General features: G+C 65.3%; 21 protein-coding genes. 3 read left to right on the top strand and 18 right to left on the bottom strand.

Annotated features, from left to right (window positions below; genetic code table 11):
• Positions 1 to 998: 998 nt before the first annotated feature.
• Positions 999 to 1,160: a hypothetical protein gene (locus BJ122_RS19220; protein ID WP_181418898.1), complete on the bottom strand. Its 162-nt coding sequence runs from the start codon at positions 1,158 to 1,160 to the stop codon at positions 999 to 1,001.
• Positions 1,161 to 1,439: 279 nt separating this feature from the next.
• Here BJ122_RS19220 and BJ122_RS07490 point away from each other — a divergent pair, with 279 nt between their 5' ends.
• Positions 1,440 to 2,363: an AraC-like ligand-binding domain-containing protein gene (locus tag BJ122_RS07490; RefSeq protein WP_110780488.1), complete on the top strand. Its 924-nt coding sequence runs from the start codon at positions 1,440 to 1,442 to the stop codon at positions 2,361 to 2,363.
• A gap of 22 nt (positions 2,364 to 2,385) precedes the next feature.
• Here BJ122_RS07490 and BJ122_RS07485 read toward each other — a convergent pair whose 3' ends face one another.
• From BJ122_RS07485 to BJ122_RS07465, 5 genes are all read right to left on the bottom strand, one after another.
• Positions 2,386 to 5,070, bottom strand: coding sequence for a PAS domain S-box protein (locus BJ122_RS07485; protein ID WP_110780487.1), 2,685 nt, complete (start codon positions 5,068 to 5,070; stop codon positions 2,386 to 2,388).
• A gap of 119 nt (positions 5,071 to 5,189) precedes the next feature.
• The gene (locus BJ122_RS07480; RefSeq protein WP_110780486.1) at positions 5,190 to 5,996 is read right to left on the bottom strand and encodes an NUDIX hydrolase; all 807 of its coding nucleotides are present in this window, start codon (positions 5,994 to 5,996) and stop codon (positions 5,190 to 5,192) included.
• Between the two features lie 68 nt (positions 5,997 to 6,064).
• Positions 6,065 to 7,015, bottom strand: coding sequence for a dihydrodipicolinate synthase family protein (locus BJ122_RS07475; RefSeq protein WP_110780485.1), 951 nt, complete (start codon positions 7,013 to 7,015; stop codon positions 6,065 to 6,067).
• A 62-nt stretch (positions 7,016 to 7,077) separates the two neighbouring features.
• Positions 7,078 to 7,938, bottom strand: a complete 861-nt coding sequence (locus BJ122_RS07470; protein ID WP_110780484.1) for a MaoC/PaaZ C-terminal domain-containing protein — start codon at positions 7,936 to 7,938, stop codon at positions 7,078 to 7,080.
• Between the two features lie 144 nt (positions 7,939 to 8,082).
• Positions 8,083 to 11,571, bottom strand: a complete 3,489-nt coding sequence (locus BJ122_RS07465) for an indolepyruvate ferredoxin oxidoreductase family protein (RefSeq protein ID WP_110780483.1) — start codon at positions 11,569 to 11,571, stop codon at positions 8,083 to 8,085.
• Between the two features lie 134 nt (positions 11,572 to 11,705).
• Between BJ122_RS07465 and BJ122_RS18980 the strand changes: the two genes are divergently transcribed.
• Positions 11,706 to 12,170: a hypothetical protein gene (locus BJ122_RS18980; RefSeq protein WP_146227167.1), complete on the top strand. Its 465-nt coding sequence runs from the start codon at positions 11,706 to 11,708 to the stop codon at positions 12,168 to 12,170.
• Positions 12,171 to 12,273: 103 nt separating this feature from the next.
• On the opposite strand, the gene BJ122_RS07450 is transcribed toward BJ122_RS18980, so the two are convergent.
• Positions 12,274 to 13,083, bottom strand: coding sequence for a DUF1295 domain-containing protein (locus BJ122_RS07450; protein ID WP_110780480.1), 810 nt, complete (start codon positions 13,081 to 13,083; stop codon positions 12,274 to 12,276).
• A gap of 257 nt (positions 13,084 to 13,340) precedes the next feature.
• Here BJ122_RS07450 and BJ122_RS07445 point away from each other — a divergent pair, with 257 nt between their 5' ends.
• Positions 13,341 to 13,658 (top strand): GCG_CRPN prefix-to-repeats domain-containing protein, encoded by a 318-nt coding sequence (locus BJ122_RS07445; protein WP_110780479.1) that lies wholly within the window; start codon positions 13,341 to 13,343, stop codon positions 13,656 to 13,658.
• Positions 13,659 to 13,759: 101 nt separating this feature from the next.
• Here BJ122_RS07445 and BJ122_RS07440 read toward each other — a convergent pair whose 3' ends face one another.
• The 11 genes from BJ122_RS07440 to BJ122_RS07390 all read right to left on the bottom strand — a co-directional run bounded on the left by BJ122_RS07440 (position 13,760) and on the right by BJ122_RS07390 (position 24,863).
• Positions 13,760 to 15,292 carry an acyl-CoA carboxylase subunit beta gene (locus BJ122_RS07440; protein ID WP_110780478.1) on the bottom strand — a complete coding sequence of 511 codons (1,533 nt, stop codon included), beginning with the start codon at positions 15,290 to 15,292 and terminating at the stop codon, positions 13,760 to 13,762.
• 303 nt (positions 15,293 to 15,595) lie between these two features.
• Positions 15,596 to 16,414, bottom strand: a complete 819-nt coding sequence (locus BJ122_RS07435; RefSeq protein ID WP_110780477.1) for a penicillin-binding transpeptidase domain-containing protein — start codon at positions 16,412 to 16,414, stop codon at positions 15,596 to 15,598.
• A gap of 82 nt (positions 16,415 to 16,496) precedes the next feature.
• Positions 16,497 to 16,763 (bottom strand): EscU/YscU/HrcU family type III secretion system export apparatus switch protein, encoded by a 267-nt coding sequence (locus tag BJ122_RS19810; RefSeq protein WP_110780476.1) that lies wholly within the window; start codon positions 16,761 to 16,763, stop codon positions 16,497 to 16,499.
• Positions 16,760 to 18,532, bottom strand: coding sequence for a flagellar hook-length control protein FliK (gene fliK / locus BJ122_RS19805; RefSeq protein WP_110780475.1), 1,773 nt, complete (start codon positions 18,530 to 18,532; stop codon positions 16,760 to 16,762). The genes BJ122_RS19810 and fliK overlap by 4 nt, the downstream gene beginning before the upstream one ends.
• 61 nt (positions 18,533 to 18,593) lie before the next feature.
• Entirely contained in the window at positions 18,594 to 19,376 is a 783-nt protein-coding gene (locus tag BJ122_RS07420) for an ATP12 family chaperone protein (protein ID WP_110780474.1), read from the bottom strand.
• Positions 19,377 to 19,388: 12 nt separating this feature from the next.
• Positions 19,389 to 19,712 (bottom strand): hypothetical protein, encoded by a 324-nt coding sequence (locus BJ122_RS07415; RefSeq protein ID WP_110780473.1) that lies wholly within the window; start codon positions 19,710 to 19,712, stop codon positions 19,389 to 19,391.
• A 40-nt stretch (positions 19,713 to 19,752) separates the two neighbouring features.
• A complete protein-coding gene (locus tag BJ122_RS07410) occupies positions 19,753 to 21,183 on the bottom strand; it encodes an RluA family pseudouridine synthase (RefSeq protein WP_110780472.1) in 1,431 nt (476 codons plus the stop codon).
• Positions 21,184 to 21,367: 184 nt separating this feature from the next.
• Positions 21,368 to 22,432, bottom strand: coding sequence for a linear amide C-N hydrolase (locus BJ122_RS07405; RefSeq protein WP_110780471.1), 1,065 nt, complete (start codon positions 22,430 to 22,432; stop codon positions 21,368 to 21,370).
• A gap of 149 nt (positions 22,433 to 22,581) precedes the next feature.
• On the bottom strand, positions 22,582 to 23,001 hold the full coding sequence (locus tag BJ122_RS07400) for a secondary thiamine-phosphate synthase enzyme YjbQ (protein ID WP_103010956.1): 420 nt from the start codon (positions 22,999 to 23,001) through the stop codon (positions 22,582 to 22,584).
• A 21-nt stretch (positions 23,002 to 23,022) separates the two neighbouring features.
• Positions 23,023 to 23,478 (bottom strand): DUF2721 domain-containing protein, encoded by a 456-nt coding sequence (locus BJ122_RS07395; RefSeq protein ID WP_110780470.1) that lies wholly within the window; start codon positions 23,476 to 23,478, stop codon positions 23,023 to 23,025.
• A 56-nt stretch (positions 23,479 to 23,534) separates the two neighbouring features.
• Positions 23,535 to 24,863, bottom strand: coding sequence for a replication-associated recombination protein A (locus BJ122_RS07390; RefSeq protein ID WP_110780469.1), 1,329 nt, complete (start codon positions 24,861 to 24,863; stop codon positions 23,535 to 23,537).
• Positions 24,864 to 25,116 lie beyond the last annotated feature (253 nt).

The raw sequence follows: 25,116 nt of genomic DNA, 5'->3' as shown, positions 1-25,116 counted from the left end.
ACCATTGCTGGCACTGGTGGCTACGTTCTTTGCGCGGTCTGCGGCTCGACCGAGACCAGATGCCGGATTAGGTTCGACAGGAAGAAATAGAGGCCTACCAGCCCTTGACGGGTCTCGCCAGCGGTGACCTCGGAATGCCCCCTTGGATACGAGGTCGTTGAGCTGCCGGAAGAAAGCGTCAAGATGATCGAGTTCAGCCGTCAGCAAATCTAGCGAGCGAGAATTACTCAGCTTGACCCGAGTGAATTCCTGCAGGCGGTTCAGGTATTGCTGGTCGCCGAGCTTGCGTTGCTTCCCGTCCGCCGAAGTTGCCCAGTCCTCGCTCGTGACCGGCCAGAACAGATCGGCGGCCGCCTTCAAAACGCGACTCACCTCGGTCAGCACGAGAGCCCAATCTTCGCCATCAGTGATGCAGCCAGTCGGCCGGCCTTGAATAGCTTCGATACGACGTCGTCGGACCGCCTCAAAAGTGATTATACACCTCCCCCCTGCACGCTGTGCAGGAAGTTTCCCTGTTGTCGCTCTACTTTGAGCTGTTGCTCGATTTGCAGCGCGTAGTTGATGCAAAGGCTCTTAAGGCGAGCTTTGATCGTATGTAGTCCGGCAATCCGCCTGCGCACTCCCCCTTCTGCTCCATAGCGGCAAGCGTGAACTCCGCCAGATCGAACTGGGACAGGCCGGGTGGTGTTACGCGGTCGGCAAGCGTATCCTATACTCGCATCGGCGGGCGCGCTGCAGGCACGACCACTCGCACAGCGTCGAGCGCTACGTCGCCATCACACCAGCCATGGTCGGATTTTCTGAGACCGCGCGCTCGCCGCGCACGAAGATTCGCCTCGCTTTCGCTGATAACAACGGCTGCGTTATAATTCACGATCTAGGCGAGTAGTATGATCACCACAACCGCATTGCATTCACTTCACCACTGCAGCCTCAGCGCCTCTGAGCTTGCGGCGAACACGACATGAAACCAGCGCATACCCGGCATGCGGCGGCCCTCAGAGATTTGATCGTTGAGGAAAGCAGGCTGCGACAATCAACAAACGTTGCCGAGCCGGCATCTGCGCTGCAATGACGAGCGTCATATTTCTGTCATAAACGCTATCGACGGCACGTTGGGTGCGGCGTCGCCTCTTCAGATGGCGAACATAATCACGCATGCGCAGATCGTTTACTCGCGGCGCGCCGCATTATTGGGGAAACCCGAGCTATTTTGACCAGCAGCAGCCTTTTTGTGTACTTTGATTAGCATTGCGGCAGATCATCACAACTCAAGATCGCCGTTTGATTGACCTAGTTCTTAAAGTTGGTTGCCAGAGGCGATCACCACGTTCAAAGTTACTTGATCGTTATTCAATTAGATTCGATTCATTTTGCCAGATCACAAAGACGAACCTCTGCGGCGGTTCCAAGTAGTCCGCACCCGAGACCCGGACGTGATGCGTGATGCGATGCTGATGCGGTTTGGTGCCAGCTCGTGCCACATCCCGGAAGATCCCGACTTTTATGGCCGCATCAATTTCGTTGCCTATAGCGCGGTGTCGATCGGCTTTTGCAGTTGTGGCTCGGAGGCCACTGTGCAGTTTCCGGAAACCGATTTCGTCCGGCTACAGATCGGGCTGCGCGGCTTTGCCTCGACCTATTCGGGAGGCATCACCACGCAGATCCACCCCGACTGCAGCTGCATCTCATCGCCGAACCAAATCGCCACGCTCCGGTTCGGCCGCGGCTACGAACAATTCCTGCTGCGCATCGAGCGCCCCGCGCTCGAGCAGCAGATCAGCCGGATTCTCGGTTTTCTGCCGAAAGGCGGCTCGCTGCAGTTCGAGCCGGCGATGCGCGGCGACCAGCCGCATGCGCGCACGCTGCGGCAGCTGGTGATGTTCTTTGCGGCGCAGCTGCAGGAACACGCCACCACGCTGCCGCCGCTGCTGATCGCCGAACTCGAACAGGCGATCATCATCGCCTTCCTCTATGCCAGCCGGCACAGTTATAGCGACCTGCTGCGCGCCGACAGCCGAGACGGCGCCCCGGCGCATGTGCGGCGCGCCGAGGCGTTCATCGAGGCCAATTGGCAGCAGCCGATCACGATCGAAAAGCTCACCACCGAAACCGGCGTGTCGTCGCGCACGCTGCTGCGTGCCTTTCTGCGCCACCGCGGCTACACACCGCACACGTTCCTGAAGCGCACCCGGCTGAACGGCGCCCGCAAGATGCTGGAATCCGGAGTGCCCGGCACGTCGGTCACCAGCGTGGCGTTCATCTGCGGCTTCGGTAATCCCGGTCACTTTGCCAAGGACTACCGACTGGCCTTTGGCGAATTGCCGTCCGACACGCTGAGCCGCGCCAAGCAACGCCAATGACTGGCTAACGGTCGCGGCGCGGTCACGCTGAGGCCAGCGCTTCGGCCTCCACCGGCGCGTTGCGCGGCAGCACGATCTTGATGCGCGTACCCTCACCCGGCTCGGAATTGAGGCTGATGCGGCCGCCGAGCCGGTTGGTGACGATGCTGTAGACGATGTGCAGACCGAGCCCGGTGCCGCCCTGATCGCGGCGCGTGGTGAAGAACGGATCGAAGGCGCGGCGTTTGACGTCGTGCGTCATGCCGCAGCCATTGTCCTCGAACAGAATCTCGACGTGATCATCGCCCGCTTCGCGGATCTTGATGTCGACCTGTCCGCCCTCGGCATTGGGAAAAGCATGGGCGACCGAATTGAAGAACAGATTGGTCAGCACCTGGCCATAGGGGCCGGGATAGCTGTTCATGATCAGATTGGGCCGGCAATCGACGCTCAGCGCCAAGTTCTGCTGGCGCAGCCCCGGTTTTAGACTGGTGATCACCTGCTCGGTGAGATCGGCCAGATCGAACACCCGCCGGTCGGAATAGCTGCGGTCGGCGGCGACCTGCTTGAAGGATTGCACCAGTTCCGCCGCGCGGTTGAGATTGGCGACGAGTTGCCCCGCGGCATCGCGGCTGGCCTTGAGGAAATCGTTCAACGACGAGCGCCGCAGATTGCCGCTCTCGACCTCGGCGGCGAATTGCTCGGTCTTGATCTCCAGCGACGATGCCACCGTCAGGCTGATGCCGACCGGGCTGTTGACCTCATGGGCGACGCCGGCCACCAGCCGGCCGAGCGCGGCGAGCTTTTCCGCCTCGATCAGCGATTCCTGGGTTTCCTTGAGGTTCTTGAGCGCGGCTTCCGCCGCTTCCTTGGCGCGCCGCATTTCCTGTTCGTCGCGCTTGCGGTCGCCGATATCGAGCGCCACCGTCACGATGCGCTCGATCCTGCCCTCGGCATCCTTGAGCGGCATCTTGTTGACCAGCCATTGCCGCATCACGCCCTTGGCGTCGCGATATTCCTCCTCATAGAAGCCGAGCCCCTCGCCGGTGGCGAGCACGCGCCGGTCATTGGCATCGGTCTTCTGCGAGCCATAGCGCGACATCAGCTCGGTGGTGGTGCGCCCGATCGCATCCTTGGCCTCAATGTCGAAAATGCCGGCCATGTAGCGGTTCATCAGCAGATAGCGCAGCTCGCGGTCCTTGACGTTGATCACCGCGGGCACGGTGTCGATCACCTGTTGCAACAGCCTGCGGCCTTCCACCACCGCCTGTTCCGCGCGCTTCTGGTCGGTGATATCGCGTACCGCCCCCTCATAGCGGATGATCTGACCGGCCTCGTCGCGGATCGCCGTGGCGCTGTCCGACATCCAAAGAATGTCGCCGTCACGGCGCCGCGCCTGATACTCGAATTCACGCACAAAGCCGTCGCGTTCCATGATCTGGCGATAGTGCCAGCGCATCGCCGGATTGACGTAGAGCGAGTTGCCGACATCGCCGATCCGGGTCATCAGCTCATTCGGGCTGTCGTAGCCCATCATCCGCGCCAGCGCCGGATTGGCATTGAGCAACGCGCCCTCCGGCGTGGTGACATAGATGCCGTCGATCGAGCCCTCGAACAGCTTGCGATAGCTCTCCTCCGCCAGCCGCTGCTCGGCGAGCGCGTGCACCGCCGCCAGCCGCGCCGCATCGGCTTCGACCAGGGTACGTCGGAACACTTCGGCGGCGCGGGCGATGTCACCGATCTCGTTCTGGACCTCGATCGAGGGGATGGTGATGTGCTGCTGGCCGCCGGCCAGCGCGCGGATCGCCTTGGCAATCGCGGCCAGCGGATCGACGGTGCGCCGCACCAAGTAACCGGCTGCCAGCAAGCCGGCCAGCACGCCCGCCGTACCGATCACGATGCTCTGCCATTTGTCTTCGGCCAGCGTCCTGGCGAAATCGCGCGCCAACACCTTGCCGCGTTCGGCGCTGAGGCTGCGCAACAGATCGGTGACCTTGCCGATCTGCTGGCCCTCCGCGCCCAGCACCTGCTGGTCGAGCTCGGCGATTTCCCGGTCGAGGGCGGCCAGCGAAATCAGCACGTCGGTGAAATCGCGCACCGCGCTGCGCAGCGCCGTGTCGTCGATCGGCAGCGCGCGCAGCGCCTTGGCGGCCTGCTCGGCAGCCACCGGATCATTCGACAACAGCGCGGCCGTCACCCGGCTGCGTTCGCGATAGAGGTTCACGGCGATGTTGCGATCATCGATGCGATCGACCGCCGCCTCAAAACTCTGGCGCAGCGCCGGCAGCATGGCGACCACCTCGGCGCGGCGCGGGATCAGCGCGGTGATGCGCTCGATTGCTTCGCGATAATTCTGCAGCCGGTCCGAAACGCCGTCGATCATCTGCTGCTGATCTGGCGCGAGCTGAATGCGTGTCTTCTTGATCAGCGCATTGAGCGCCGAAGTCGCCTCCCAGACCCGGCCGGGCTGGCTGCCGGGATCGGTGACGATTTCACGGGCCGCAAGTCGCAGGTCGCTGACCTTCTGGTCGATCTCCTCGGCGAGATCATCGACGCTTTGCAGGCGCTGCAGCTCGGCGAAGGTGGCGTCGATCTTGCGGAGCGCCAGCACGCTGGCAACGCTGGTCAGCGCGATCAACGACAGCAGCAGCAGCATGCTGCCATAGGTGAGCTGTCGGATCGACGGCGGCTTGCGCCGGGTGCTGGACGCTGGGGTGGCAGACGACATGGCGATGCGGCTGTCTCCGAACCGCCATAATTATAAGCCGACTTTCCATCGGCTGGGAACATGCCGAATGCGCATGCGCGGCGGCGCCAGTCGCCGCCCGCGCGCCGCGCGGCCGTCGCTTACACCGGACTCGTGACCTCGAACAGTTCCCCGTCATAGCCGGCCGCGGCCGGAATCCGCAGCTGCACCTTGCCGTTCGGCTGTTTGGTCAGTTCCGGCATCACCGTCACCACCGGGCGTTGCCGCGCCTCCTCCAGCGCCGCCGCGACGCTGGGCTGCTGGCCGAGCCGGACCAGATTGCGGGTGGTCGGGAACGGCAGCTTGAAGCGGCCGTCGTCGGCGCCCACCAATGCCTCGCGCGGCGACAGCCAGATGGAGTCGGTCGATTCATGGCCGTCGTGACAGCCGAGCTGCTCGGGCGGCGCCTCGGCCAGGAAGAACCAGGTGTCGAACCGTTTGGGCAGCGGTACCGGCGTCACCCAGCGCGCATAGGGAACCAGCTGATCAAGCGCCAGCACCAGATCATGGCCGGCGACGATCTCGGCAAACGACGCCTCGCCAGCACACAACGCGGCGCGGTGACTGGCTTCGATCTCGCCCGCCCGCTCGGCCGAGATCAGAGCGTCCGCGCCGCGCGGCCGCGCCAGCAGAATGCCGCTTTCCTCGAACGTTTCACGGATCGCGGCGATCCGGAAACTCAGGGTCTCCGGATCATCGCCCGGCGTCTCGCGATATAGTTCGGGGCGTTCGATGATGGCGCGGTCGTCGGCATCGACGCTACCGCCCGGAAACACCAGCGCGCCCGAGGCAAATTCGATCTGCCGGTTACGCACCATCATGAACACTTCGATCTCCGCCGCCGCGGCGGCATCGCGCAGCAGCAGGATGGTCGAAGCGGGCCGCGCCGCGGCAGGCTCAGTGGACATCAGTTTCGCTCCCTCATTATTGGTGGCCGGCGGCCTGGTGCCAGCCGGTGTTTGTTGTTGCGCCGCGTTTACTCCGCGGCGTGCGGGCGCGATAGCGCCGCGCGGCGATCGACCCGCGCGACTCGGGCGAGCAGATAATCGACCTCGGCCTTGGCGGTAGCGCCGATGGTGGCGCCGGGCTTGCGCTGAGCGGCTGAGGCGATCACGCCGCGCTGCTGCAGCACATATTTGCGCACCGCAAGGCCCACGCCCGGCTGCTGCTCATAGCGCAGCAGCGGCAGATGGGCATCGAACAGATCATGGGCCTGATCGCGCGCGCCGGACCGCGACAGCCGTACCACATCGACCAGCATGTCCGGGAAGGCATAGCCGGTCATGGCGCCGTCGGCGCCGCGCTCCATCTCGAAATCCAGAAACAGCCCGCCATTGCCGGTGAGGATCGACAGCGGCCGCAACGACCCATCGCGCTGAAAGCCGCGCAGCGCCGAGATCTTTTCCAGCCCCGGCCAGTCCTCGTGCTTGAGCATCACGCAGGCCTGGCTGTCCATCACGATGCGGCGGATCACCGAAGGCGTCATCACCACCGACAGCGTCAGCGGATAGTCCTGCAGCACCCAGGGAATGCCCTCGCCGATCGCCTCCTCGGCCTGGCGGAAATAGGTGGTGATCTGATCGTCGGTGCGCAGGCTCGGCGGCGGCGCGATCATCACGCCGGCGGCGCCGGCCTCCATCGCGGTCCGCGCCAGCGCGCGCATCGCGGCAAAGCCCGGCGCCGATACGCCGACGATCACCTGCAGTTGGCCGGCGCGTTTGATGAAGCGCTTGGCCACGATCTCGGCCTCAGCGGCATCGAGCTTTGGCGCCTCGCCCAAAATGCCGAGCACGGTGACGCCGTCGCAGCCGACCTCGCCATAAAAATCGGTGAGCCGGTCGATCGACGCTTCATCAATGCGGCCATCGTCATGAAAGGGCGTCGGAGCGATTGCGAACACGCCGTTGGCAGCGGCACTGAGAGTCATAGTTTACCTCTTGGTCACTGTCCCGGCTGCAGGCAGCCTGCCGCCGAGTCGATCGGGAATAGTCATCCTAACACGGTGATGCCGTTCCTGATCACGGTGACGCCGCGCTCTTTGACCGCCGCCTCGAGCGACACCACGTCGCCATCCTTCCACAGCGCCACCGACACGGTCTCGCCCGGAAACACCGGCGCGGAGAAGCGCGCCGCGTGGCGTTTGAACGCGGCCGGATCATAGTCAGCATAGGTCTGCAACACCGCGCGGCAGGTGATGCCATAGCTGCATAGGCCGTGCAGAATCGGACGTGGAAAGCCGGCGCGCCGCGCGAATTCCGGATCGGAATGCAGCGGATTGCGATCGCCGCACAGCCGGTACAGCAGCGCCTGATCGGGCCGCGTCGCAATCTCGACGCGCAGGTCGGGGGCGCGGCTCGGCACCGCATGCGGCGCGGGCTGGCCGTCCGAGGGGCCGCCAAAGCCACCATCGCCGCGCGCAAAACGCGAGGCCACCAACGTCGCCAGCGCGGCGCCGCTGTCATCGCGCAGCACGGTTTCGGTCTGAATGACCGCGCCCTTGTCGGCGCCCTTGTCCCACACGCCGGTGACCCTGGAATCCGCGGTGATGCGCGCCGCCACCGGCAGCTTCTGATGAAAGCGGATGTCGCGCTCGCCATCGACCAGCATCAGCATATTGAGCTTCATGTCGCCGGGGCCAGCGCCCCAGGCCGCCACTGACGCGAAGGTCGGCACTACTTTGAGCGGACGCGCCGCATAACTCGCCTCGTTGACGAAAGCCAATTCCTGCTCGTTCAAGGGATCGGTGCCCATGCCGATGCCGCAGGCATAGAGCATCACCTCGCGGTCGCTATAGGCATAGGCCTGCCCCAGGCTGCGCAGCGCCATCAGCTCATCGTACCTCGACGACATTGTCACTCCCGGATGCGTGTTGTTGCTTTGGCTCACAGGATTTTGTGCTGCGAGCCGCGCGGCTGGCAAGGGGTGAGAATTCCGTGCGGCGAGAGCGCGCGGAGCATGCAGGCCGGGCTGAAATCCCGGCCGGCCTTTTGGCTGCTACTCGGCAGCCTGCGGCAGCGGCAGCGGCGGCGGATCGGACATCAGCCGCAGCAGCTCGGCATGGCGTGCCTTGGCCTCGCGTGCCGCCTGTTCCTTGATCGGGCCATAGCCGCGGATCCGGTCCGGCAGCGACAGCATCTCGATCGCGAGTTCATGCGTGCGCGGCGATAGCTGCGCCAGCACCCGGCCGACATCGGCCTCATAATCGGCGATCAAGGCGCGCTCGAGCTTGCGTTCCGGATGATAGCCGAACAGATCGAGCGGCGTGCCGCGCAGGAAGCGCGCTTTCGCCAGCACGCGGAACAGTGGCCGCATCGCTTCGCCGAATTGCCGCTTCTTCGGCCGGCCGGAGGCATCGACGCCGGGCAGGCTCGGCGGCGCGAGATGGAAGTTGGCCTTGAACTCGCCCTCGAACCGCTCGTGAATGCTGCGCTCGAACGCTGGATCGGTCAGCAGCCGCGCCACCTCATACTCGTCTTTATAGGCGAGCAGCTTGGCGTAGTTGATCGCCACCGCACGCGGCAGCGCGTCGCCATAGCCGCCGGCGTCGGCCGCGCTACGCACCTTGGCGACCAGCGCCGCATAGCGCTCGGCGAGCTTGCTGTTCTGATAATCGGTGAGCAGCGCTTTGCGATGGGCGATGATCTCATCGAGCGACATCGTCTCCAGCGTTTTGGGTGCCGCACTCGCCTGCGCATCGCGCATCAGCCCAGCGAGCCGCGCCGGATCGGCGGCCGCAAGACGCCCGAGCCGGAACGCGCCGGTGTTCATCTTGACCGAAACGGCGTTCAGTTCGATTGCCTTTTCGATCGAGCTGGCTTGGAGCGGCAGCAAGCCCTGCTGATAGGCGTAGCCCAACATCATCATGTTGGTGGCGATGGCATCGCCGAGCAGCGCTTCGGCCACCGTGGTGAAATCGACAAACGCCGTGTCCTTGTGCAGCGCGGCCTGCAGCACGCTACTCACCTTGGCGTTCTGGAAATCGAAGTCGCGGTTCTTGATGAAATCAGCGATCGGAATGAGGTGGGTGTTGACCACGCCGTGAGTGCGGCTCGGCTCGCACAGCGACAGCGTTTCCTTGGAAATCGCCATCACTTCGTCGGCGACGATCAACAGATCAGCCGAGCCGGTGACGATCCGCGAACAGGTCACCTCCTCCGGCGTAGCGGCGAGCCGCACGTGGCTGAGCACCGCGCCGCCCTTTTGCGCCAGCCCGGACATGTCGAGGATCATCGACGCCTTGGTTTCGATATGCGCCGCCATGCCGAGCAACGCGCCGATGGTCAAAACGCCGGTGCCGCCGACGCCGCCAACCGCGATGTTGTAAGGCCGATCGAAATTGGGCCGGCTCGCCGGCTCCGGCAGCTCGCCGAGCGCGCCGAGATCGGCCGGGGCGCGGCGCCGCGGCTGCCCGCCCTCGATGGTGACGAATGACGGACAGAATCCTTTGAGGCAGGAATAGTCCTTGTTGCAGCTCGACTGATTGATGGTGCGCTTGCGGCCGAGCGGCGTTTCCAACGGCTCCACCGAAATGCAGTTCGACTGCACCGAACAATCGCCGCAGCCCTCGCACACCATGTCGTGGATCACGACCCGGCGCGGCGGGTCCTCCAACAGACCACGCTTGCGGCGCCGGCGCTTTTCAGCGGCGCAAGTCTGCACAAACACGATCGCCGACGCGCCCTTGATCTCGCGGCATTCCTTCATCACCGCATCGAGTTCGTCGCGGTGGCGCAGAATAGTGCCTGGCGCGATGGTCGCGGCCGGATAGGCGCCCGGATTTTCCGACACCAGATAGATGGCGCGAATGCCCTCGGCGTGCAGTTGGAACGTGATCTGCTGCGGCGACAGATCGCCGTCGTGGCGCTGACCGCCGGTCATCGCCACCGCGTCGTTGTAGAGGATCTTGTAGGTGATGTTGGCTTTCGAGGCGATCGACTGCCGGATCGCCAGCGAGCCGGAATGGAAATAGGTGCCGTCGCCGAGATTGGCGAAGATGTGCTTCTCATCCGTGAACGGCGCGATGCCGGTCCATGGCACGCCCTCGCCGCCCATATGGGTAAACGTTTCCGTCGAGCGGTCCATCCACAGCGACATGAAGTGACAGCCGATGCCGCCGAGCGCCCGGCTGCCCTGCGGCACCTTGGTCGAGGTGTTATGCGGGCAGCCCGAGCAGAAATACGGCGTGCGCACCACCGGCACTGAGGCCTGCACCTGCGAAGCCTCGCGGCCGTGGAACCAGTCGGCCTTGGCGCGCAGCATCTCCGCGATGGTCGGATCGATCTCCATCGCCAGCAGGCGATCGACCAGCGAGGTCGCGATCTTGGCCACCGACAATTCCTTGGCGAATGGCAGGAAGCGATGATCGCGCTCATCCATCTTGCCGATGATGCGCGGCCGCACATCGCCGCGCCAATTGAACAGCGCCTGCTTGACCTGGTTCTCGACGATCTCGCGCCGTTCCTCGACGATGAGAATCTCTTCGAGCCCGACCGCGAATTGCCGCACGCCTTCCGGCTCGAGCGGCCACGGCATGCCGATCTTGTACAGCCGCAGCCCGATCCGCGCCGCCACCTGCTCGGTGACGCCAAGCTCGCGCAGCGCCTGACGGACATCTTCATAGCTCTTGCCGGACGCCATGATGCCGTAGCGCGCCTGCGGGCTGTCGAGCGTGACGCGGTTGATGGCGTTGGCGCGCGCAAAGGCGATCGCGGCAAAGCCCTTATAATCCTGCAGCCGGCGATCCTGATCGAAGCGATCATCGGGCCAGCGCAAATTGAGCCCGCCCGGCGGCATTTCAAAATCGCTCGGCAGCACGAACGGCGTCATCTCATCGGCGAGATCGACCTGGCCCGTGGTCTCGACCGTCTCGGTGATCACCTTCATGCCGACCCAGCAGCCGGAGTAGCGCGACATCGCGATGCCGAGCAGCCCCATCTGAATGATCTCGTGGATCGATGACGGATAAAGATACGGCATCAGCGCCGCGATGAAGGCATGGTCGGACTGATGCGGCACGGTTGAGGATTTGGCGCCGTGATCATCGCCGGCCAGGCACAGCACGCCGCCATGCTTGGCGGAGCCCGCGGCGTTGGCATGGCGGAACACGTCGCCACAGCGATCAACGCCCGGGCCCTTGCCGTACCAGATGCCGACCACGCCGTCGTAGCGCGCGCCGGGCGACAAATTGAGCTGCTGCGTGCCCCAGATCGCGGTGGCGGCGAGGTCCTCGTTCACGCCCGGCTGGAACTTGACGTTGTATTGCTCGAGATGCTTGCGCGCGGCGTGGAGCTGCTGGTCGTAACCGCCAAGCGGCGAGCCGCGATAGCCGGTGACGAAGCCCGCGGTGTTGAGGCCGAACGCGCGGTCGCGGCGCACCTGCGCCATCGGCAGCCGCACCAGCGCCTGCGTGCCGCTGAGGAAGATTTGTCCCGACTGCTGAACGTATTTCTGATCGAGACTGATCTGACCTTGGTCGATTCCCATTCCGCCCTCGTGTAGCCCTGATCAACGGACCGCAAGCGGCGCCTGATCATGATTTTTGTCGAGTTTACGTCGGATCAAGACAGCGGCGCATCACAATAATCGGCGCGGCGTGCGCCCTCTTGCGCCGCAATTTCATGACGTTGTACCAGCTTGAACGGGCATCAAAGATCGCCGCGCCCGCCCCCGCCGCAACAAACTGTCGCGCCCTGTGCAGCGGGCCGGTTCTGAACGAAACGACCGCGCTGCGGAACGTTGCCGACGGCAAGGCATTGTCCCCGCATTGCAACGAGGAGAGCTTCATGGCGCTACAACGCAATCCTAATGATCCGTACGATCCGGATCGGTCAACCACGCGGCTCAACCAGGGTATTGAAAACTCCGGGCTGCCCGACAACCGTATCACCAGCAGCCGGATGATATTGGCGGCCCTGGCGGTGGTGGTGCTGATCGGCGCGCTGTTCTACGGCATGAACATGTCGTCCACGACGCCGTCATCGACCGCCGCGCAAAATTCTGGCACCACCACCGGCAGCGCGCCAGCTGCGCCGCAAACGCCGGCGCCCCCGCCGAGCAATTCGACGACCAATCCCGCGCGCTAATGCGCGATAGAGCGACGGCCGCGCGCCCCTGGCAGCGGCCTCGCACGGCGGCACTGGCGCCGGACTATGCGAGCCGCGAATGAGCGCAACTAAATGAGCGCAACTAACGGATCGGGATCTTGATAGCGCGTAGCGAGTAAACCGGCAGCTTCGGCACCAGCACCGGCACGGTGCGGACGAACTCCTGGTAGCGCGGCTGCTCGCCATAGCGCTCGTCCTGCTTCAGCTCCAGGCTGCGCGCGGCGCCAACCATCAGCAGGACCATGTAGACCAGCGCCAGCGTGGTCAGCAGCCAGGCCGCCACCGTGCCATAGGCCGAGATACCGGCGATCCAGACGCCAAGCCAGAACACCATCTCGCCGAAGTAATTCGGGAACCGGACCATTCGGTACAGCCCGATGTCACAAAATTGCGTCGGCTGCGCCGCCTTGAAACTGGATTTCTGCCAGTCCGCGACAGCTTCGATCACCAATCCCGCTATCATCACCAGCACGCCGAGCGGCACCGACATCGTGCTCTCGCCCGCCGCCTGCGCGGATGCCGCCAGCCAAGCCGGCAGCGCGAGTAACGTGTACAGCACGCTGACACCGCCCCAGATCATCAGCTTCTGCCGGTCGGTCATGCCGGCGGTGCGCTGTTCGACGCTGGCCAGCACCTGAGCATAGGGCGGAAGGCTTGCGCGGCGCAGCAGGAAGCCGCCGAGCCGCACGCCATACAGCATCAGCAGCACCAGCATCAGCAGCGTGAAACCAGAAGCAGTGTCGTGATGGACGATCCAGATCAGCACGGCTTGCGCGGTAATCGCGCCGGCGTAGCACAGGCTGACGAAGTAATAGACGCGCTTCAGGCCAGGTGCTGAAACGACCAGGCAGAGCAACAGGCTCAGCGCAACAAAACCCCAAGGTATCGACATGACGCCACCCGATCCGCTGACAGGCTGGCGGAATTTTAGTCCGAGTCTGGTCCGGCGTCATCCGGGCGTTGGCCGCCGGGGCCTCGACCGCTTGGCGCGGCCGACCGAACCCATTGACGGCATTTCGCGACACATTCATGCCGCGTTCAGGGTGAATGGCGTTTACTGCCGCAGTTTCACGATGTTGCGCAGCCGATTGCGCGCTGGCGGACCCCGCATTTACATTCCCCGGATTCCGGGTGTTCAAGGGAGAGACTATGAAAAGCCTGTTTGCAGCGGCTGTGCTTGCAGCCACGATTTCCGGCGCCGGTGCCGCTGGCGCCATGCCGCTCGCACCGCTCGGCGCAGCCGACACCGCCGGCGTCATCCAGGTGGCGCAGGGCTGCGGTCCCGGCTGGGCCCGTGGCCCCTATGGCCGCTGCCGCCCGATCTATGGGCCGCGTCCGGTGTACCGCGCCCCGGTCTATCGGGCTCCGGTCTATCGGGCTCCGGTCTATCGGGCTCCGGTCGTGGTTGCTCCGCGCCGCGTTTGCCCGCCCGGCACCTATTGGCGCGGTGGCCGCTGCTGGCGCTAAGCTGTCCGCCTCAAACGCGAAAGACCCCGCGCGAGCGGGGTCTTTTTTTGCCGACATGGTGGTCGGGGCAGGCACCGGATCGACGGCCCTGCCCCAGACGATCACATCGGAATGTTGTCGTGCTTCTTGATCGGCAGTTCCATCTTCTTGTCGCGCAGCATCGCCAAGGCGCGGGCGATCCGGCGACGGGTGGAATGCGGCATGATCACGTCGTCGATATAGCCACGCTCGGCGGCGACGAACGGCGACAGGAAGCGGTCCTCATATTCCTTGGTACGGGCGGCGATCTTGTCCGGATCGTCCATGTCCTTGCGGAAGATGATTTCCACCGCGCCCTTGGCGCCCATCACCGCGATCTGCGCGGTCGGCCAAGCGTAGTTCATGTCGGCGCCGATTTCCTTGGAGGCCATCACGTCGAACGCACCGCCGAACGCCTTGCGGGTGATGATGGTCACCAGCGGCACGGTGCACTGCGAGTAGGCGAACAGCAGCTTGGCGCCGTGCTTGATCAGACCGCCATATTCCTGCGCGGTGCCCGGCAGGAAGCCCGGCACGTCGACGAAGGTCACGATCGGAATGTTGAAGCTGTCGCAGAACCGCACGAAGCGCGCCGCCTTGCGCGAGGCGTCGCTGTCGAGCACGCCGGCCAGCACCATCGGCTGGTTGGCGACGAAGCCCACCGTGCGGCCGGCGATGCGGCCGAAGCCGGTGACGATGTTTTTCGCGAACGCATCCGCCAGTTCGAAGAAATCGCCCTCATCCACGACCTTCAGGATCAGCTCCTTCATGTCGTAGGGCTTGTTCGGGTTCTCCGGGATCAGCGAGTCGAGCGAATAGTCGACGCGCTCGATGTCATCGAAGCTCGGCCATTCCGGCACGCCTTCGGTGCTGTTGGCCGGCAGGAAGTCGAGCAGCCGGCGCATCTGCAGCAGCGTTTCGACGTCGTTCTCGAACGCACCGTCGGCGATCGACGACTTGGTGGCGTGCACGCTGGCGCCGCCGAGTTCTTCCGGGGTCACCACTTCGTTGGTGACGGTCTTCACGACGTCCGGGCCGGTGACGAACATGTAGCTGGTGTTCTTCACCATGAAGATGAAGTCGGTCATCGCCGGCGCATAGACGTCGCCGCCGGCGCACGGGCCCATGATGACGCTGATCTGCGGGATCACGCCAGAGGCCTGCACCACGCGCCGGAACACGTAGGAGTAACCGGCCAGCGCCGCGACGCCTTCCTGAATACGCGCGCCACCGGCGTCATACAGGCCGATGATCGGGGCCCGCGCCTTCAGCGCCATGTCTTGGATCTTGCAGATCTTCTGCGCGTGGGTCTCCGACAGCGAGCCGCCGAACACCGTAAAATCCTTGGCGAACAGGAACACCTTGCGGCCGTTCACCGTGCCCCAGCCGGTGACGACGCCGTCGCCGGGGATCTTGTTCTTGGCCATGCCGAACTCGACCGAGCGATGCTCGACGAACATGTCGAACTCCTCGAACGAGCCCTTGTCGAGCAGAAGCTCAATGCGTTCGCGCGCCGTGAGCCGGCCACGCTCGTGCTGAGCGTTAATGCGCTTCTCGCCGCCGCCCAAACGGGCCGCTGTGCGCCGGGCTTCCAGAGATTCGAGGATGTGCTTCATGTGTTCTCAGACCGCGTTTTTGAAGATCCCGTGCTACCGCAAATGATCGGATTTGCCACCCGATTGCCGCAACAGCCGGGGGCCTTCTAACACGGGGTATTCGAGGGAGGAATTGCCCTTCCGGATAGCCGAGATGCGTGACGGGTTCAACGTCTTGCTGACAGCGGCGCCGCCGCGCGGCCAAAATCCTGCACAGCTTCGTCGGTCTGCCCCCCGGTTCGGCACCCCTGCCGGCGGTGTTGCGAATGGCTGTCGGCTCGCGCCCGGCCCGTCCGCCGCCCCCTTCGTGCGCCGTGCCGGCGTTCAGAGTGCGCCGATTTCGTGCAGGCAGCGCTGCGCCAGCGCCATGCGGTCGCCGACATGGCGCGGTTCGCGAATGTCGAGATTGAGCGCGAACACCGTGGCACCGCCGCCCTTCTCGGCCCAGCCGACCAGCCAGCCGAGCGTCGGCTTGCCGGCTTCGGCGCCGAGCAGCCCGGTTTTGGCGCGGATCACCGCATCGCCGACCGGGGTCACCGGCAGGATGTCGCGCACCCAAGCTTGGCTGCGCGCCGAAACCGGCAGCGCACCGCGGCGCAGCCGGTCCAAAAAGTCGATCTGCTGCATCGGATCGATGCGCAGCGCGCCGCGCAGCCAGAACTGGTCGATGCCGCCGCCGATGTCGTGATTGCCGTAATCGAGCAGCGTCAGATAACGCTGCATGCGCTCCGCGCCGATCCTTCGGGCGATCTCCTGATAGACCGGCACCGCCGAGACCGCGATCGCCGAGCGCAGCGTGTGATCCTGGTTCCAGCCAGGGAAATCGCGCGTCACGCCGTCCCACTTGAAAATATCCTGGTCGGGATCGGCGACCACGCCGCAGTCGAGCGCGATCAGCGAATGCGGCACCTTGAAGGTCGAGGCCGGCAGTTGGCCGCGCCCGGAGCGCTCGGTGTCGCTGGCCATGATCAGGTAATCGTCGGTGCGGTAGCCGACAAAGGTGCCCTCGGTGCCGGCGTCGGCAAACAGTTTTGCAAGCGCCGGGCGGATTTCGCTGCGCGGCGGCGCCACTTCGGCGAGCGCTGCGCCCGGCGCGACACTGGCGGCAGCCAGCAACTGCAAAATTCGGCGACGATCGATCACGGCGATGACCTGTGCTGTTGGAAGGCGCTGATGGCAGGTCGGCGATCTCGCCGCGCCATGGTGGTGAAACGATGACGCTGGTTCAGCGCCCGCGGCCGGACAGCCGCAACACGAACACCAGCACCTCGGCCACTGCCTTGTACAGTTCCTGCGGAATCTCGTCGCCGATCTCGACCTTGGACAACGCCCCGGCCAGCACCTCGTTCTGCTCGATCGGGATGTCGTGCGCCTTGGCGACTTCGATGATCTTGGCGCCGATCGTGCCCTTACCCTTGGCAACCACCAGCGGCGCGCCCTGCTGATCGTAATGCAGCGCGACCGCGAGCGTTTGGTTGGTCGGCGTGGTCATAGCGCGCGATCCAGGAAATAGCCGGCGCTGGGCGGCGCCGGCTCGTTGGGAGCACCTTCGCGCACCACGATCTCGCTGGGATGGAGCTGGGCGCGGCTCAGCGCCTGGCCGAGCAGGCCCGATTCGGCGCGCATCTGCGCGGCGGTGGCCGGTCGCTCCGCCCACATTTTCACGGCGATATCCTCGCCGGTCAGCGTGACCAGCGCATGCACCGGCCCGGCCGGCTCAACATCGAGCGTGAAGCGCGCGCGCCAGACTCGCTTGGCGGCGTCGGTTTCCTGCGCGGTGCCATCGCGCGAGATCTCGAATTGCGCGACCGCGGTGCCCTGCGGCGTCACGAACGGAATTTCAAAGGCCCAGCGCGCATTGCTGCCATCGGCGCGCGCGCTGCCCGCATCGGCGCGGTCGGGCAGCGAGGCGACTTGCAGCAGCGTCTGCCGCGCCAGCGCCGCCTCGGTATCAGCGAGTAGTTGCCGGCTGGTTTCATGCAGCGGGCTATGCAGATCGAGGGTGGCCTGCACCACCGGCTGCACGCTCGGCAGCGCGCCGCGGATTGGCGGCGGCGGCGGATGGCGCTGCATGGCAATCTCGTCGTCGGAGCGCACCGGCATGCGGCCGCCCGACACCAGATGCACCAGCGACAATAGCGCCGCGCTGCCCGGCAGCAATTTGGCGGTCTGCCCGGCGATCTGCGGATTGGCCTGCAGCGCTTCCTGCAGCGCGGTCAGCAGCGCACCGCTTTCAGTGCGCGCGGTCGCCGCTGTGCTGGCCGGCTGCGCGGCATTTTGGAACGCCGCGCCGTCCTCGGTCAGCGCCGCCACCACTTGCTGCGTGACCTTGGCCTGGCTGGTCTCGGCGAGCGTCGGCGCGATGGTCGGCGATGCCACGGTGTTGACCGCTGAGCCAGTAGTGGTCGTGGTTGCAGTCGAGGTGGTGCCGTTAGCCTTGGCCTGGGTCAGCTGAGCGATCAGCTCATCGACGCTGACGGTCGATAGCGCGGCGGCCTGGGCATTGGTCGCAGCGCCGCCGACATTGCCCGCGGTCGCCAGTGTTGAGGTCAGCGCCTGGCGCAATTGCATCAGCGCCGCCTTGAGGTCGGTCGCAACGGTTGCGGCACTGGTGCCGGACGCCAACGTCGCTTCCATGAACAGCCCGGAGGCCTGGAACGCCTGCTTGAGATCGGCCGCGCTCAGCGCCGCGGTCAGCGCCGGGCGCTGCGCCTTGAGTTGCGTCACCGCGGCCTGCAATTGCGGCGGCAGCGTCGACAGATCGATGGCATCGAGATTGGCAAACAGCTGCGCCAGACTGCCCTGGCGCGCCGCTGCGGCCTGCGCGGCGGTGGACACCACCACGGTTTCCGGCAGGGTCAGCGCGCTCGACAGCGCTACGGTCGGCGCCGGCAATTGGCTGGCCAGGCTGGCGAGATTGATGCCCTTGGCGGCGAGCGCGGCCTCGCGCAGCACGGCGTCGCCGCTCAGCATGGCGGCGGCCAACTGCGCCGGATTGGCGGTCGCGGCCTGCTGCGGCACCACCGCAAGGCGCACGCCATCGGCGGTTTGCGACACCGAAAGTTGCAGGGTCTGGCCGGGCTGCAGCGGCACTTCGGAGCGCACCGTCAGCGCCTGGCCGCCGATATTGATCTGCACCTGGCCGCTATCGGCGACGTGCAGCACCCGCGCCGAAACCACCGCGCCGGGCTGCAACGCCACCGGCGCGCCGCTGCCTTGGACGGTGACGACCGGCAAGGTCGTATTGACGGCAAGCGGCATGGGCCCTCGGATCGCCAAGCAATTGACGATCCGAGCTTAATGGTGGCGCGTAAAGGTCTCGTTAACCTGCGCGTAAACTCGTCAGCACCAGAGCGGCCGCCTGAAAATCGCGCTGCCGCGCGGCGCGGCGCGCCAAGACTTCGTCATCGGCGCCCCAGCGCTCGATGTTCCAGTCCTCATCGACATGGGCGGCGGCCCAGACTTGGTCGGCGTCGAGACGCCCGGCATGCAGCGCCAGCGCCAGCAACGCCGAGCCGGTGATGGTGGTGACGATATGCAGCGCCGCGATGGTCCAGGGCTCATCGGGCAACGCCGCGCGCGCCGCCGCCACCGCGGCTTCCGGCTGGCGCACATGCATCACGCCTTCGGCGAGGATGAAGCGGGCGTTATGCGTATCTGCGGCCCAGAACAGCACCGGGTCCCAATGCTCGGCTTCACGCGCCACCAGCTCGGCCGGGAAACTGGCGCGATAGAACAGCAAATCGGACTCGAAATATTTGGCGACGTCGTCGCGCACCGCGGCCACGCGATCCTGCACCGCGTCAATCACGCTGTTGGCGAGCCGGGTCAGCGGCATGGTGGTCGGATCGATCTGTTCCTGCTGCGCCTGCCATTCGGCGACGATCGCCGCGGCCAGCGCCCGCTGCGGCACCACCAAGGGCTGCCTGGACGGCGTGCGCACCGTCTTGCCGTCGAGCACGATCGCAAAGCCGGATGGCTCGGCGGCGGTGCAGCCGGCCTCCTGGTAAAACCGTTTCGGCAACGGCCCGCGGCTGGTGCGGCGCACCGCCTCCTGCGGATCGAGCGGCGACTGGCCGGCGACCTCATCGAACAATTCGCGCATCACGTCTCCTCGTCAGCGATTGGCGCAGGCCCGCGAATAAGCGGCGCGATCATTGGGCCGCAGCCCATAGGCCGCGCCCTGATCGAGGCAATCGATCACGCGGTCGCTGAATGAATTGCGCCCACGCGGCATCGTGGGCTGCTGCGGCGGCGCGTCGAGTTTCGGCACCACCGGCACTTCGATGCGCGGCGGTGGCGGCGGCGGAGGGGGTGGCGGCAGCAAGGTCGGCGAGGTGCCGGGCAGGAATTGCGCCGCGGCGCGGCCATCCGGCAGCGCCGCCGCCAGGCCAAGGCCGAGCAGCGCCAGCACCATCGATAACAGCAAAGGCCGTCGCATCGCCCTCATGTCGGGTGCCTGCCCGATCGCGGCAAGTGCCTCACTCCTCCGGCGCGTGTTCGATCGGATCGAAGCGATCGTGTTCCAGGCCGAGCAGGTTCCAGCTTTGCAGCATATGCGGCGGCAGCGGCGCCGACACGTCGATCACCCCGCCGCGCGGATGCGGCACCACGATGCGCCGCGCCAAAAGATGCAGCCGGTTCTGCAGGCCGCCGGGCAGCTGCCAGTTCTCGATATTGAAGTATTTTGGATCGCCGACAATGGCGTGGCCGATATGGGCCATGTGGGCGCGGAGCTGATGGGTGCGGCCGGTGACCGGCTTCAGCGACACCCAGGCCAGTTTCTGCGCTGAGGATTCCACCAGCGCGTAATAGGTCACGGCATGGCTGGCGCCCTCGTCGCCATGCTTGGCGACGCGCATGATGGAATCGTCCTCGCTCTCTTCCTTGGCGAGATAGGTCGAGATCCGGCCCTGCTTCGGCTTCGGCACGCCGGCGACCAGCGCCCAATAGACCTTGCGCGCCGAGCGCGAGCGGAACGAGCCGGTCAGCGCGGTGGCGGCAAAGCGGGTTTTCGCCACGAGCAGGCAGCCCGAGGTCTCCTTGTCGATGCGATGCACCAGCCGCGGCTTCTGGCCCTTGGCGTCGCGCATCACCTCCAGCATCTGGTCGATATGGCGCGTGGTGCCGGAGCCGCCCTGCACCGCAAGCCCGGCCGGCTTGTTCAGCACCAGAACGTCGGCGTCCTCGTACAGCGTCATTTCTTTGAGCTGCGCCAGCGTCTTCTGCTGGGCCTCCGAGAGATTGCCACCGGTTTTCGGTGCGTCGAGCTTGAGCGGCGGAATCCGCACGCTCTGTCCTTCCTCCAGCCGGTCCTTGCTGTCGGCGCGCTTGCCGTTCACGCGCAGTTCGCCCTTCCGAACGATACGCTGGATGTGCGAGAACGACAGGCCGGGGAAGCGCGCTTCCAGAAAGCGATCGACCCGCATGCCGTTCTCATCGGCGCTGACCGTGACGGTCTGCACCTTGGTCGGCAGCGCGGCTTCCACCGCAGGCTTGGCCGATTCGGGTGCGAAAGCCTCGCGCACGCCCTGATCCGGCCGCGCGGCACGCGGCGCACGGGACGGCGCAGCCGAGTTTTGGCGCTGCGGCGGACGGCCGGGACGCGCGCTGTGCGGCCGATCACCGGCCGAACGGCTACCCGCCGGCCGCTCGATCCGCTCGCCGGAACGCTCGCGCGGCGGCCGCGCCGTGGCGGACCGATCGGCGCGCAGGCCAGCGCTCTTGGCTCCAACCTTGGCCCCGCCTTTGACCGCGCCCTTGATCGTGCCCTTGGGCCCGCCTTGAGCCGCGCTCTTGGCTCCACCCTTGGCCCCAACCTTGGCCGCGCCGGTTTTGGCCGGCCTGCCGCCCTTGGGGCGATCGCCGCCGGCACCGCGCTTGGCGAGAGGTTTCTTGGTTTGACGGCTCATGGGGAACGGCTCGCGTAACGGCGTGGGACAAGGGGAACGAAGGCAGTGCCTAGCGCAAAAGCCGCCCAGGGTCACGGTGGATTTGGAGGCGGACGCGGGCGTAATCCGACAGACAGTCGCGTCGTTCGCTGACAGCAGCCTTGGACGCGCTCAGTGCACCCGCCCTCCCCGCTGTCAGCAAGCGCTACGGCTTACCCAAAAACTTGAACGGCGCGGCGTCCTTGAACTGCGCCGTGGCGTCGCCGGAGAAGATGTTGGACTGCTGCGGGCCGAGGTCGAGCTTTTTGACCTTGCCCTTGTCGGCCGAGAAATCGATCGCCTTGAGATCGACCCAGAACACATTCGGCGTCAGCACCGATTCAAAGAAATACAGCTTGCGCTGCTGATCGGCGACGGTGCGCCAGCGCGTCGAGGAAATGTTCGGCTGATCTTGCGTTGCGATGCCGAGCGGCACCGAGACGTTGCGGATCACGCTGAACACCGCGGCCAGCGCGCGATCGGGATTGTCGTCCTTCGGAATCGCGCCAACGTAGAACGAGGCGCGCGCAAAACGGTCGGCAGCACGATTGGTGCCGGGCAGCATCACCGTGCCACCAATCTCCTTCCAATAATCATCGAGCGCCAATTGCTTGTCGAAGGTCGGCGAATTGGTCATCACCTGATAGTTGCGACTGTGATGGATCACCGGCTTGCCACCGATATATTCGATGATCGCACTATCGCCGCTGGCATCGGACAACGACAGATGCAGCGTGGTGGCGAGCTGCAAGCCCGGCACGCTGTCCGAATAGATCACGAACGGGTCTTTCTCGAGCACCGCAACCGCTTCGGCGACGGTCGCGAAATTGTCGAGCACATATTGCGCCCATAGCGCGATCGATAGTCCCGGCCGGCTATTGTCGAATTTCGGATAGTCGGCTTCCGCCAGCCACAGCAGATTGGCGACCAGCCCCGCTTCGTTCATGCCGTCGGAGGTCGACACGCCATAGCCCGAGGTGATGACGCTGCCGTAATTCGAAGTCCAGGTCAGCGAGTTTGGCCCGACCTCGCCGTTCCTCGCCATGCCGCGCGGAAAGCTCCACAGATCGGTCGGCATCTCATAGCGCCAGTCCATCGAGCGCGCGGTGACGACTTGATTGTTCGCACCAAGATAGACCAGCCTTGTGCACGCCTGCGACAGCGACGGCGCCGTGGCCATCATGGCGGTCAATGCCAAAGCGAATGCGCGCAAACCGATCGATGAGGTCATGATGATCGAGCCTCCGAAGCTGGCGGCAACGCCGTGCTGGCAGCGCCGCGTACCAACGCATAGAGGCTAGCAGCGTTCACATGATCGCGCGAGACCGGAGCAGCTCACGCCTCTCCACCAAACGTAGCGATGCCCGGCTAGGTACCTATTTACTCGCCAATAATCTTGACCAGCACGCGCTTGCGGCGGCCGCCGTCGAACTCGCCGTAAAAGATCTGCTCCCACGGCCCGAAATCGAGTTTTCCGTCGGTGATGGCGACCACCACTTCGCGGCCCATCACCTGACGCTTCATATGGGCGTCGGCATTGTCCTCGCCGGTGCGGTTGTGGCGATAGGACGACACCGGCTCATGCGGCGCGAGCTGCTCCAGCCATTTCTCGTAGTCGTGGTGCAGGCCACTCTCATCGTCATTGATAAACACCGACGCGGTGATGTGCATGGCATTGACCAGCACCAGGCCTTCACGCACGCCGCTGTCGCGCAGCGCGGCCTCAACCTCGCCCGTGATGTTGACGAAGGCGCGCCGGCTAGGTGTCTGAAACCACAATTCCTTGCGATACGACTTCATGGCTGTCTCCCCTGCTCGTTGTCAGCTTGGCGGCGGCGCCAGGCCGATATGGGTGGTTTTCATGGCGAGATGCACCTCGCGCAGAAACGACGCCAGCCCGACGATCAGAAACAGCACCGCGGCGATGAACAGAATGCCGATCGGCCATTTCATCGGGGTGTCGAACATCAGCTCCAGAAAGATCACCGCGATGTCGAGACACACCAGCAGCGCCGCAATGGTCGATGAGGTGATGGCGAGGCTGGTGTAGCGCCGCCGCCGCTCCAGACTGTCCTGCTCGCGGTCCAACGTCGTATGCACCGACAGCATCAGTGCCCGCCTGTTCTCGATCAGCGCGCTGCTGCGATCAAAGATCCGGGCGAGCCGCCCAGCCATCACGCTCAAGAGGCCGGCAATGCCGGTGAGCAGGAACACCGGCGCCAGCGCCAATTGAATGGCGCGGGCAATGTCATTGAAGCCGTCGGATGGTGCCAGCATGTGCTTTCCTTGGCGGGGATGACGGAGACGGTGCGCGGCGCGATGCTCGGCTTGTGCTAGCCCTTGGCGGCGCGCAGCCGCGCCCAATAGTCGAGCCGCTTGCGGATTTCGCGCTCAAAGCCGCGATCGGGCGGGCGGTAGTAGTTTTGGCGGCCAAGCTCGTCCGGAAAATAGTTTTGGCCGGAAAAGCCCTCTGGCGTGTCGTGGTCGTATTGATAGCCCTCACCATAGCCTTCCTGCTGCATCAGCTTGGTCGGCGCGTTGAGGATATGCTTTGGCGGCAGCAGCGAGCCGTTCTGCTTGGCGCTGCGCATCGCCGCGCCATAGGCTTTGTAGGCGGCGTTCGATTTCGGCGCGGTGGCGACATAGATCACCGCCTGCGCGATCGCCAGCTCGCCTTCCGGGCTACCGAGAAAATCGTAAGCGTCCTTGGCGGCGTTGGCGATCACCAGCGCCTGCGGATCGGCGAGCCCGACATCCTCGACCGCCATCCGCACCACGCGCCGCGCCAGAAACAGCGGGTCCTCGCCGGCATCGAGCATGCGCGCCAGATAATACAGCGCGGCGTCGGGATCGGAGCCGCGCACCGATTTATGCAGCGCCGAGATCAGGTTGTAATGGCCGTCGGCGGACTTGTCGTAGATCGGCGCGCGGCGCTGCAGGATCTCCTGCAATTGCTGGATATTGAACACTTCGCCAGCGCGCGCCGAGCGCCACACTTCCTCGGCCAGCGTCAGCGCGGCGCGGCCATCGCCATCGGCCATCCGCACCAGCGCGGCGCGCGCTTCGATGTCGAGCGGCAGCGGCCGGCCCTCGATGGTTTCAGCACGGGCATAGAGCTTTTCCACCGCGGCGACGTCGAGCGAGTGAAACACCAGCACCCGCGCGCGCGACAGCAGCGCCGCGTTCAGCTCGAACGACGGGTTTTCGGTGGTGGCGCCGACCAGCACCACGGTGCCGTCTTCCATCACCGGCAGAAAGGAATCCTGCTGCGCCTTGTTGAAGCGATGGACCTCGTCGACGAATAGCAGCGTGCCCTGCCCCATCTCGCGCCGGGCGCGCGCGGCATCGAACGCCTTTTTCAGATCGGCGACGCCGGAAAACACCGCGGAAATCTGCTCGAAATGCAGCTCGGTGGCGTCGGCGAGCAGCCGCGCCACCGTGGTCTTGCCAGTGCCGGGCGGGCCCCAAAACACCAGCGAGCCGAGCGTGCGCGTTTCCAGCATGCGCGTCAGCGCGCCGTCCGGGCCGAGAATGTGATCCTGGCCGACGACATCGGCGAGCGTGCGCGGCCGCAGACGGTCCGGCAGCGGATGCGGCGCCTCATGGTCCAGCCCCGCAGCGCTGAACAGGCTATCGGTCGGTTGCGGACGTTTCGGGCTCATAGTGATGACGGCTCCCGCGCTTGCCGTCCCTCCCCCTTGTGGGGAGGGTGGCCGGCCCTGTTGGGCCGGACGGGTGGGGGTAAAGCGAGCACTGCGGCTGGGGTCACCCCCACCCGACCCGGCTGCGCTACGCTTCGCCGGGTCACCCTCCCCACAAGGGGGATCGTTGCGTAATTTGATGACGCAGGTTTTTGAGGGGACTTTGGACAGGTTTGCGGTGTGTCTTGGAGCGTCCGCGGGCGGCTAAGCGAGG

The sequence above is a fragment of the Rhodopseudomonas faecalis genome, from assembly GCF_003217325.1.
GTDB lineage: Bacteria > Pseudomonadota > Alphaproteobacteria > Rhizobiales > Xanthobacteraceae > Rhodopseudomonas > Rhodopseudomonas faecalis.
This window is presented reverse-complemented; position numbering and strand designations above follow the sequence as displayed.

Bases quoted from the DNA above. Each gene is read 5' to 3' on its own strand.
- BJ122_RS07470 (WP_110780484.1), bottom strand. From the start codon at position 7,938: ATGTCGTCGAGGTACGATGAGCTGATGGCGCTGCGCAGCCTGGGGCAG.
- BJ122_RS07490 (WP_110780488.1), top strand. From the start codon at position 1,440: ATGCGTGATGCGATGCTGATGCGGTTTGGTGCCAGCTCGTGCCACATC.
- BJ122_RS07420 (WP_110780474.1), bottom strand. From the start codon at position 19,376: ATGCGCGAATTGTTCGATGAGGTCGCCGGCCAGTCGCCGCTCGATCCG.
- BJ122_RS07465 (WP_110780483.1), bottom strand. From the start codon at position 11,571: ATGGGAATCGACCAAGGTCAGATCAGTCTCGATCAGAAATACGTTCAG.
- BJ122_RS07390 (WP_110780469.1), bottom strand. From the start codon at position 24,863: ATGAGCCCGAAACGTCCGCAACCGACCGATAGCCTGTTCAGCGCTGCG.
- BJ122_RS07445 (WP_110780479.1), top strand. From the start codon at position 13,341: ATGAAAAGCCTGTTTGCAGCGGCTGTGCTTGCAGCCACGATTTCCGGC.
- BJ122_RS07440 (WP_110780478.1), bottom strand. From the start codon at position 15,292: ATGAAGCACATCCTCGAATCTCTGGAAGCCCGGCGCACAGCGGCCCGT.
- BJ122_RS07415 (WP_110780473.1), bottom strand. From the start codon at position 19,712: ATGCGACGGCCTTTGCTGTTATCGATGGTGCTGGCGCTGCTCGGCCTT.
- BJ122_RS07405 (WP_110780471.1), bottom strand. From the start codon at position 22,432: ATGACCTCATCGATCGGTTTGCGCGCATTCGCTTTGGCATTGACCGCC.
- BJ122_RS07395 (WP_110780470.1), bottom strand. From the start codon at position 23,478: ATGCTGGCACCATCCGACGGCTTCAATGACATTGCCCGCGCCATTCAA.
- BJ122_RS19220 (WP_181418898.1), bottom strand. From the start codon at position 1,160: ATGCGTGATTATGTTCGCCATCTGAAGAGGCGACGCCGCACCCAACGT.
- BJ122_RS07475 (WP_110780485.1), bottom strand. From the start codon at position 7,015: ATGACTCTCAGTGCCGCTGCCAACGGCGTGTTCGCAATCGCTCCGACG.
- BJ122_RS18980 (WP_146227167.1), top strand. From the start codon at position 11,706: ATGACGTTGTACCAGCTTGAACGGGCATCAAAGATCGCCGCGCCCGCC.
- BJ122_RS07485 (WP_110780487.1), bottom strand. From the start codon at position 5,070: ATGTCGTCTGCCACCCCAGCGTCCAGCACCCGGCGCAAGCCGCCGTCG.
- fliK (WP_110780475.1), bottom strand. From the start codon at position 18,532: ATGCCGCTTGCCGTCAATACGACCTTGCCGGTCGTCACCGTCCAAGGC.
- BJ122_RS07410 (WP_110780472.1), bottom strand. From the start codon at position 21,183: ATGAGCCGTCAAACCAAGAAACCTCTCGCCAAGCGCGGTGCCGGCGGC.
- BJ122_RS07480 (WP_110780486.1), bottom strand. From the start codon at position 5,996: ATGTCCACTGAGCCTGCCGCGGCGCGGCCCGCTTCGACCATCCTGCTG.
- BJ122_RS07400 (WP_103010956.1), bottom strand. From the start codon at position 23,001: ATGAAGTCGTATCGCAAGGAATTGTGGTTTCAGACACCTAGCCGGCGC.
- BJ122_RS19810 (WP_110780476.1), bottom strand. From the start codon at position 16,763: ATGACCACGCCGACCAACCAAACGCTCGCGGTCGCGCTGCATTACGAT.
- BJ122_RS07450 (WP_110780480.1), bottom strand. From the start codon at position 13,083: ATGTCGATACCTTGGGGTTTTGTTGCGCTGAGCCTGTTGCTCTGCCTG.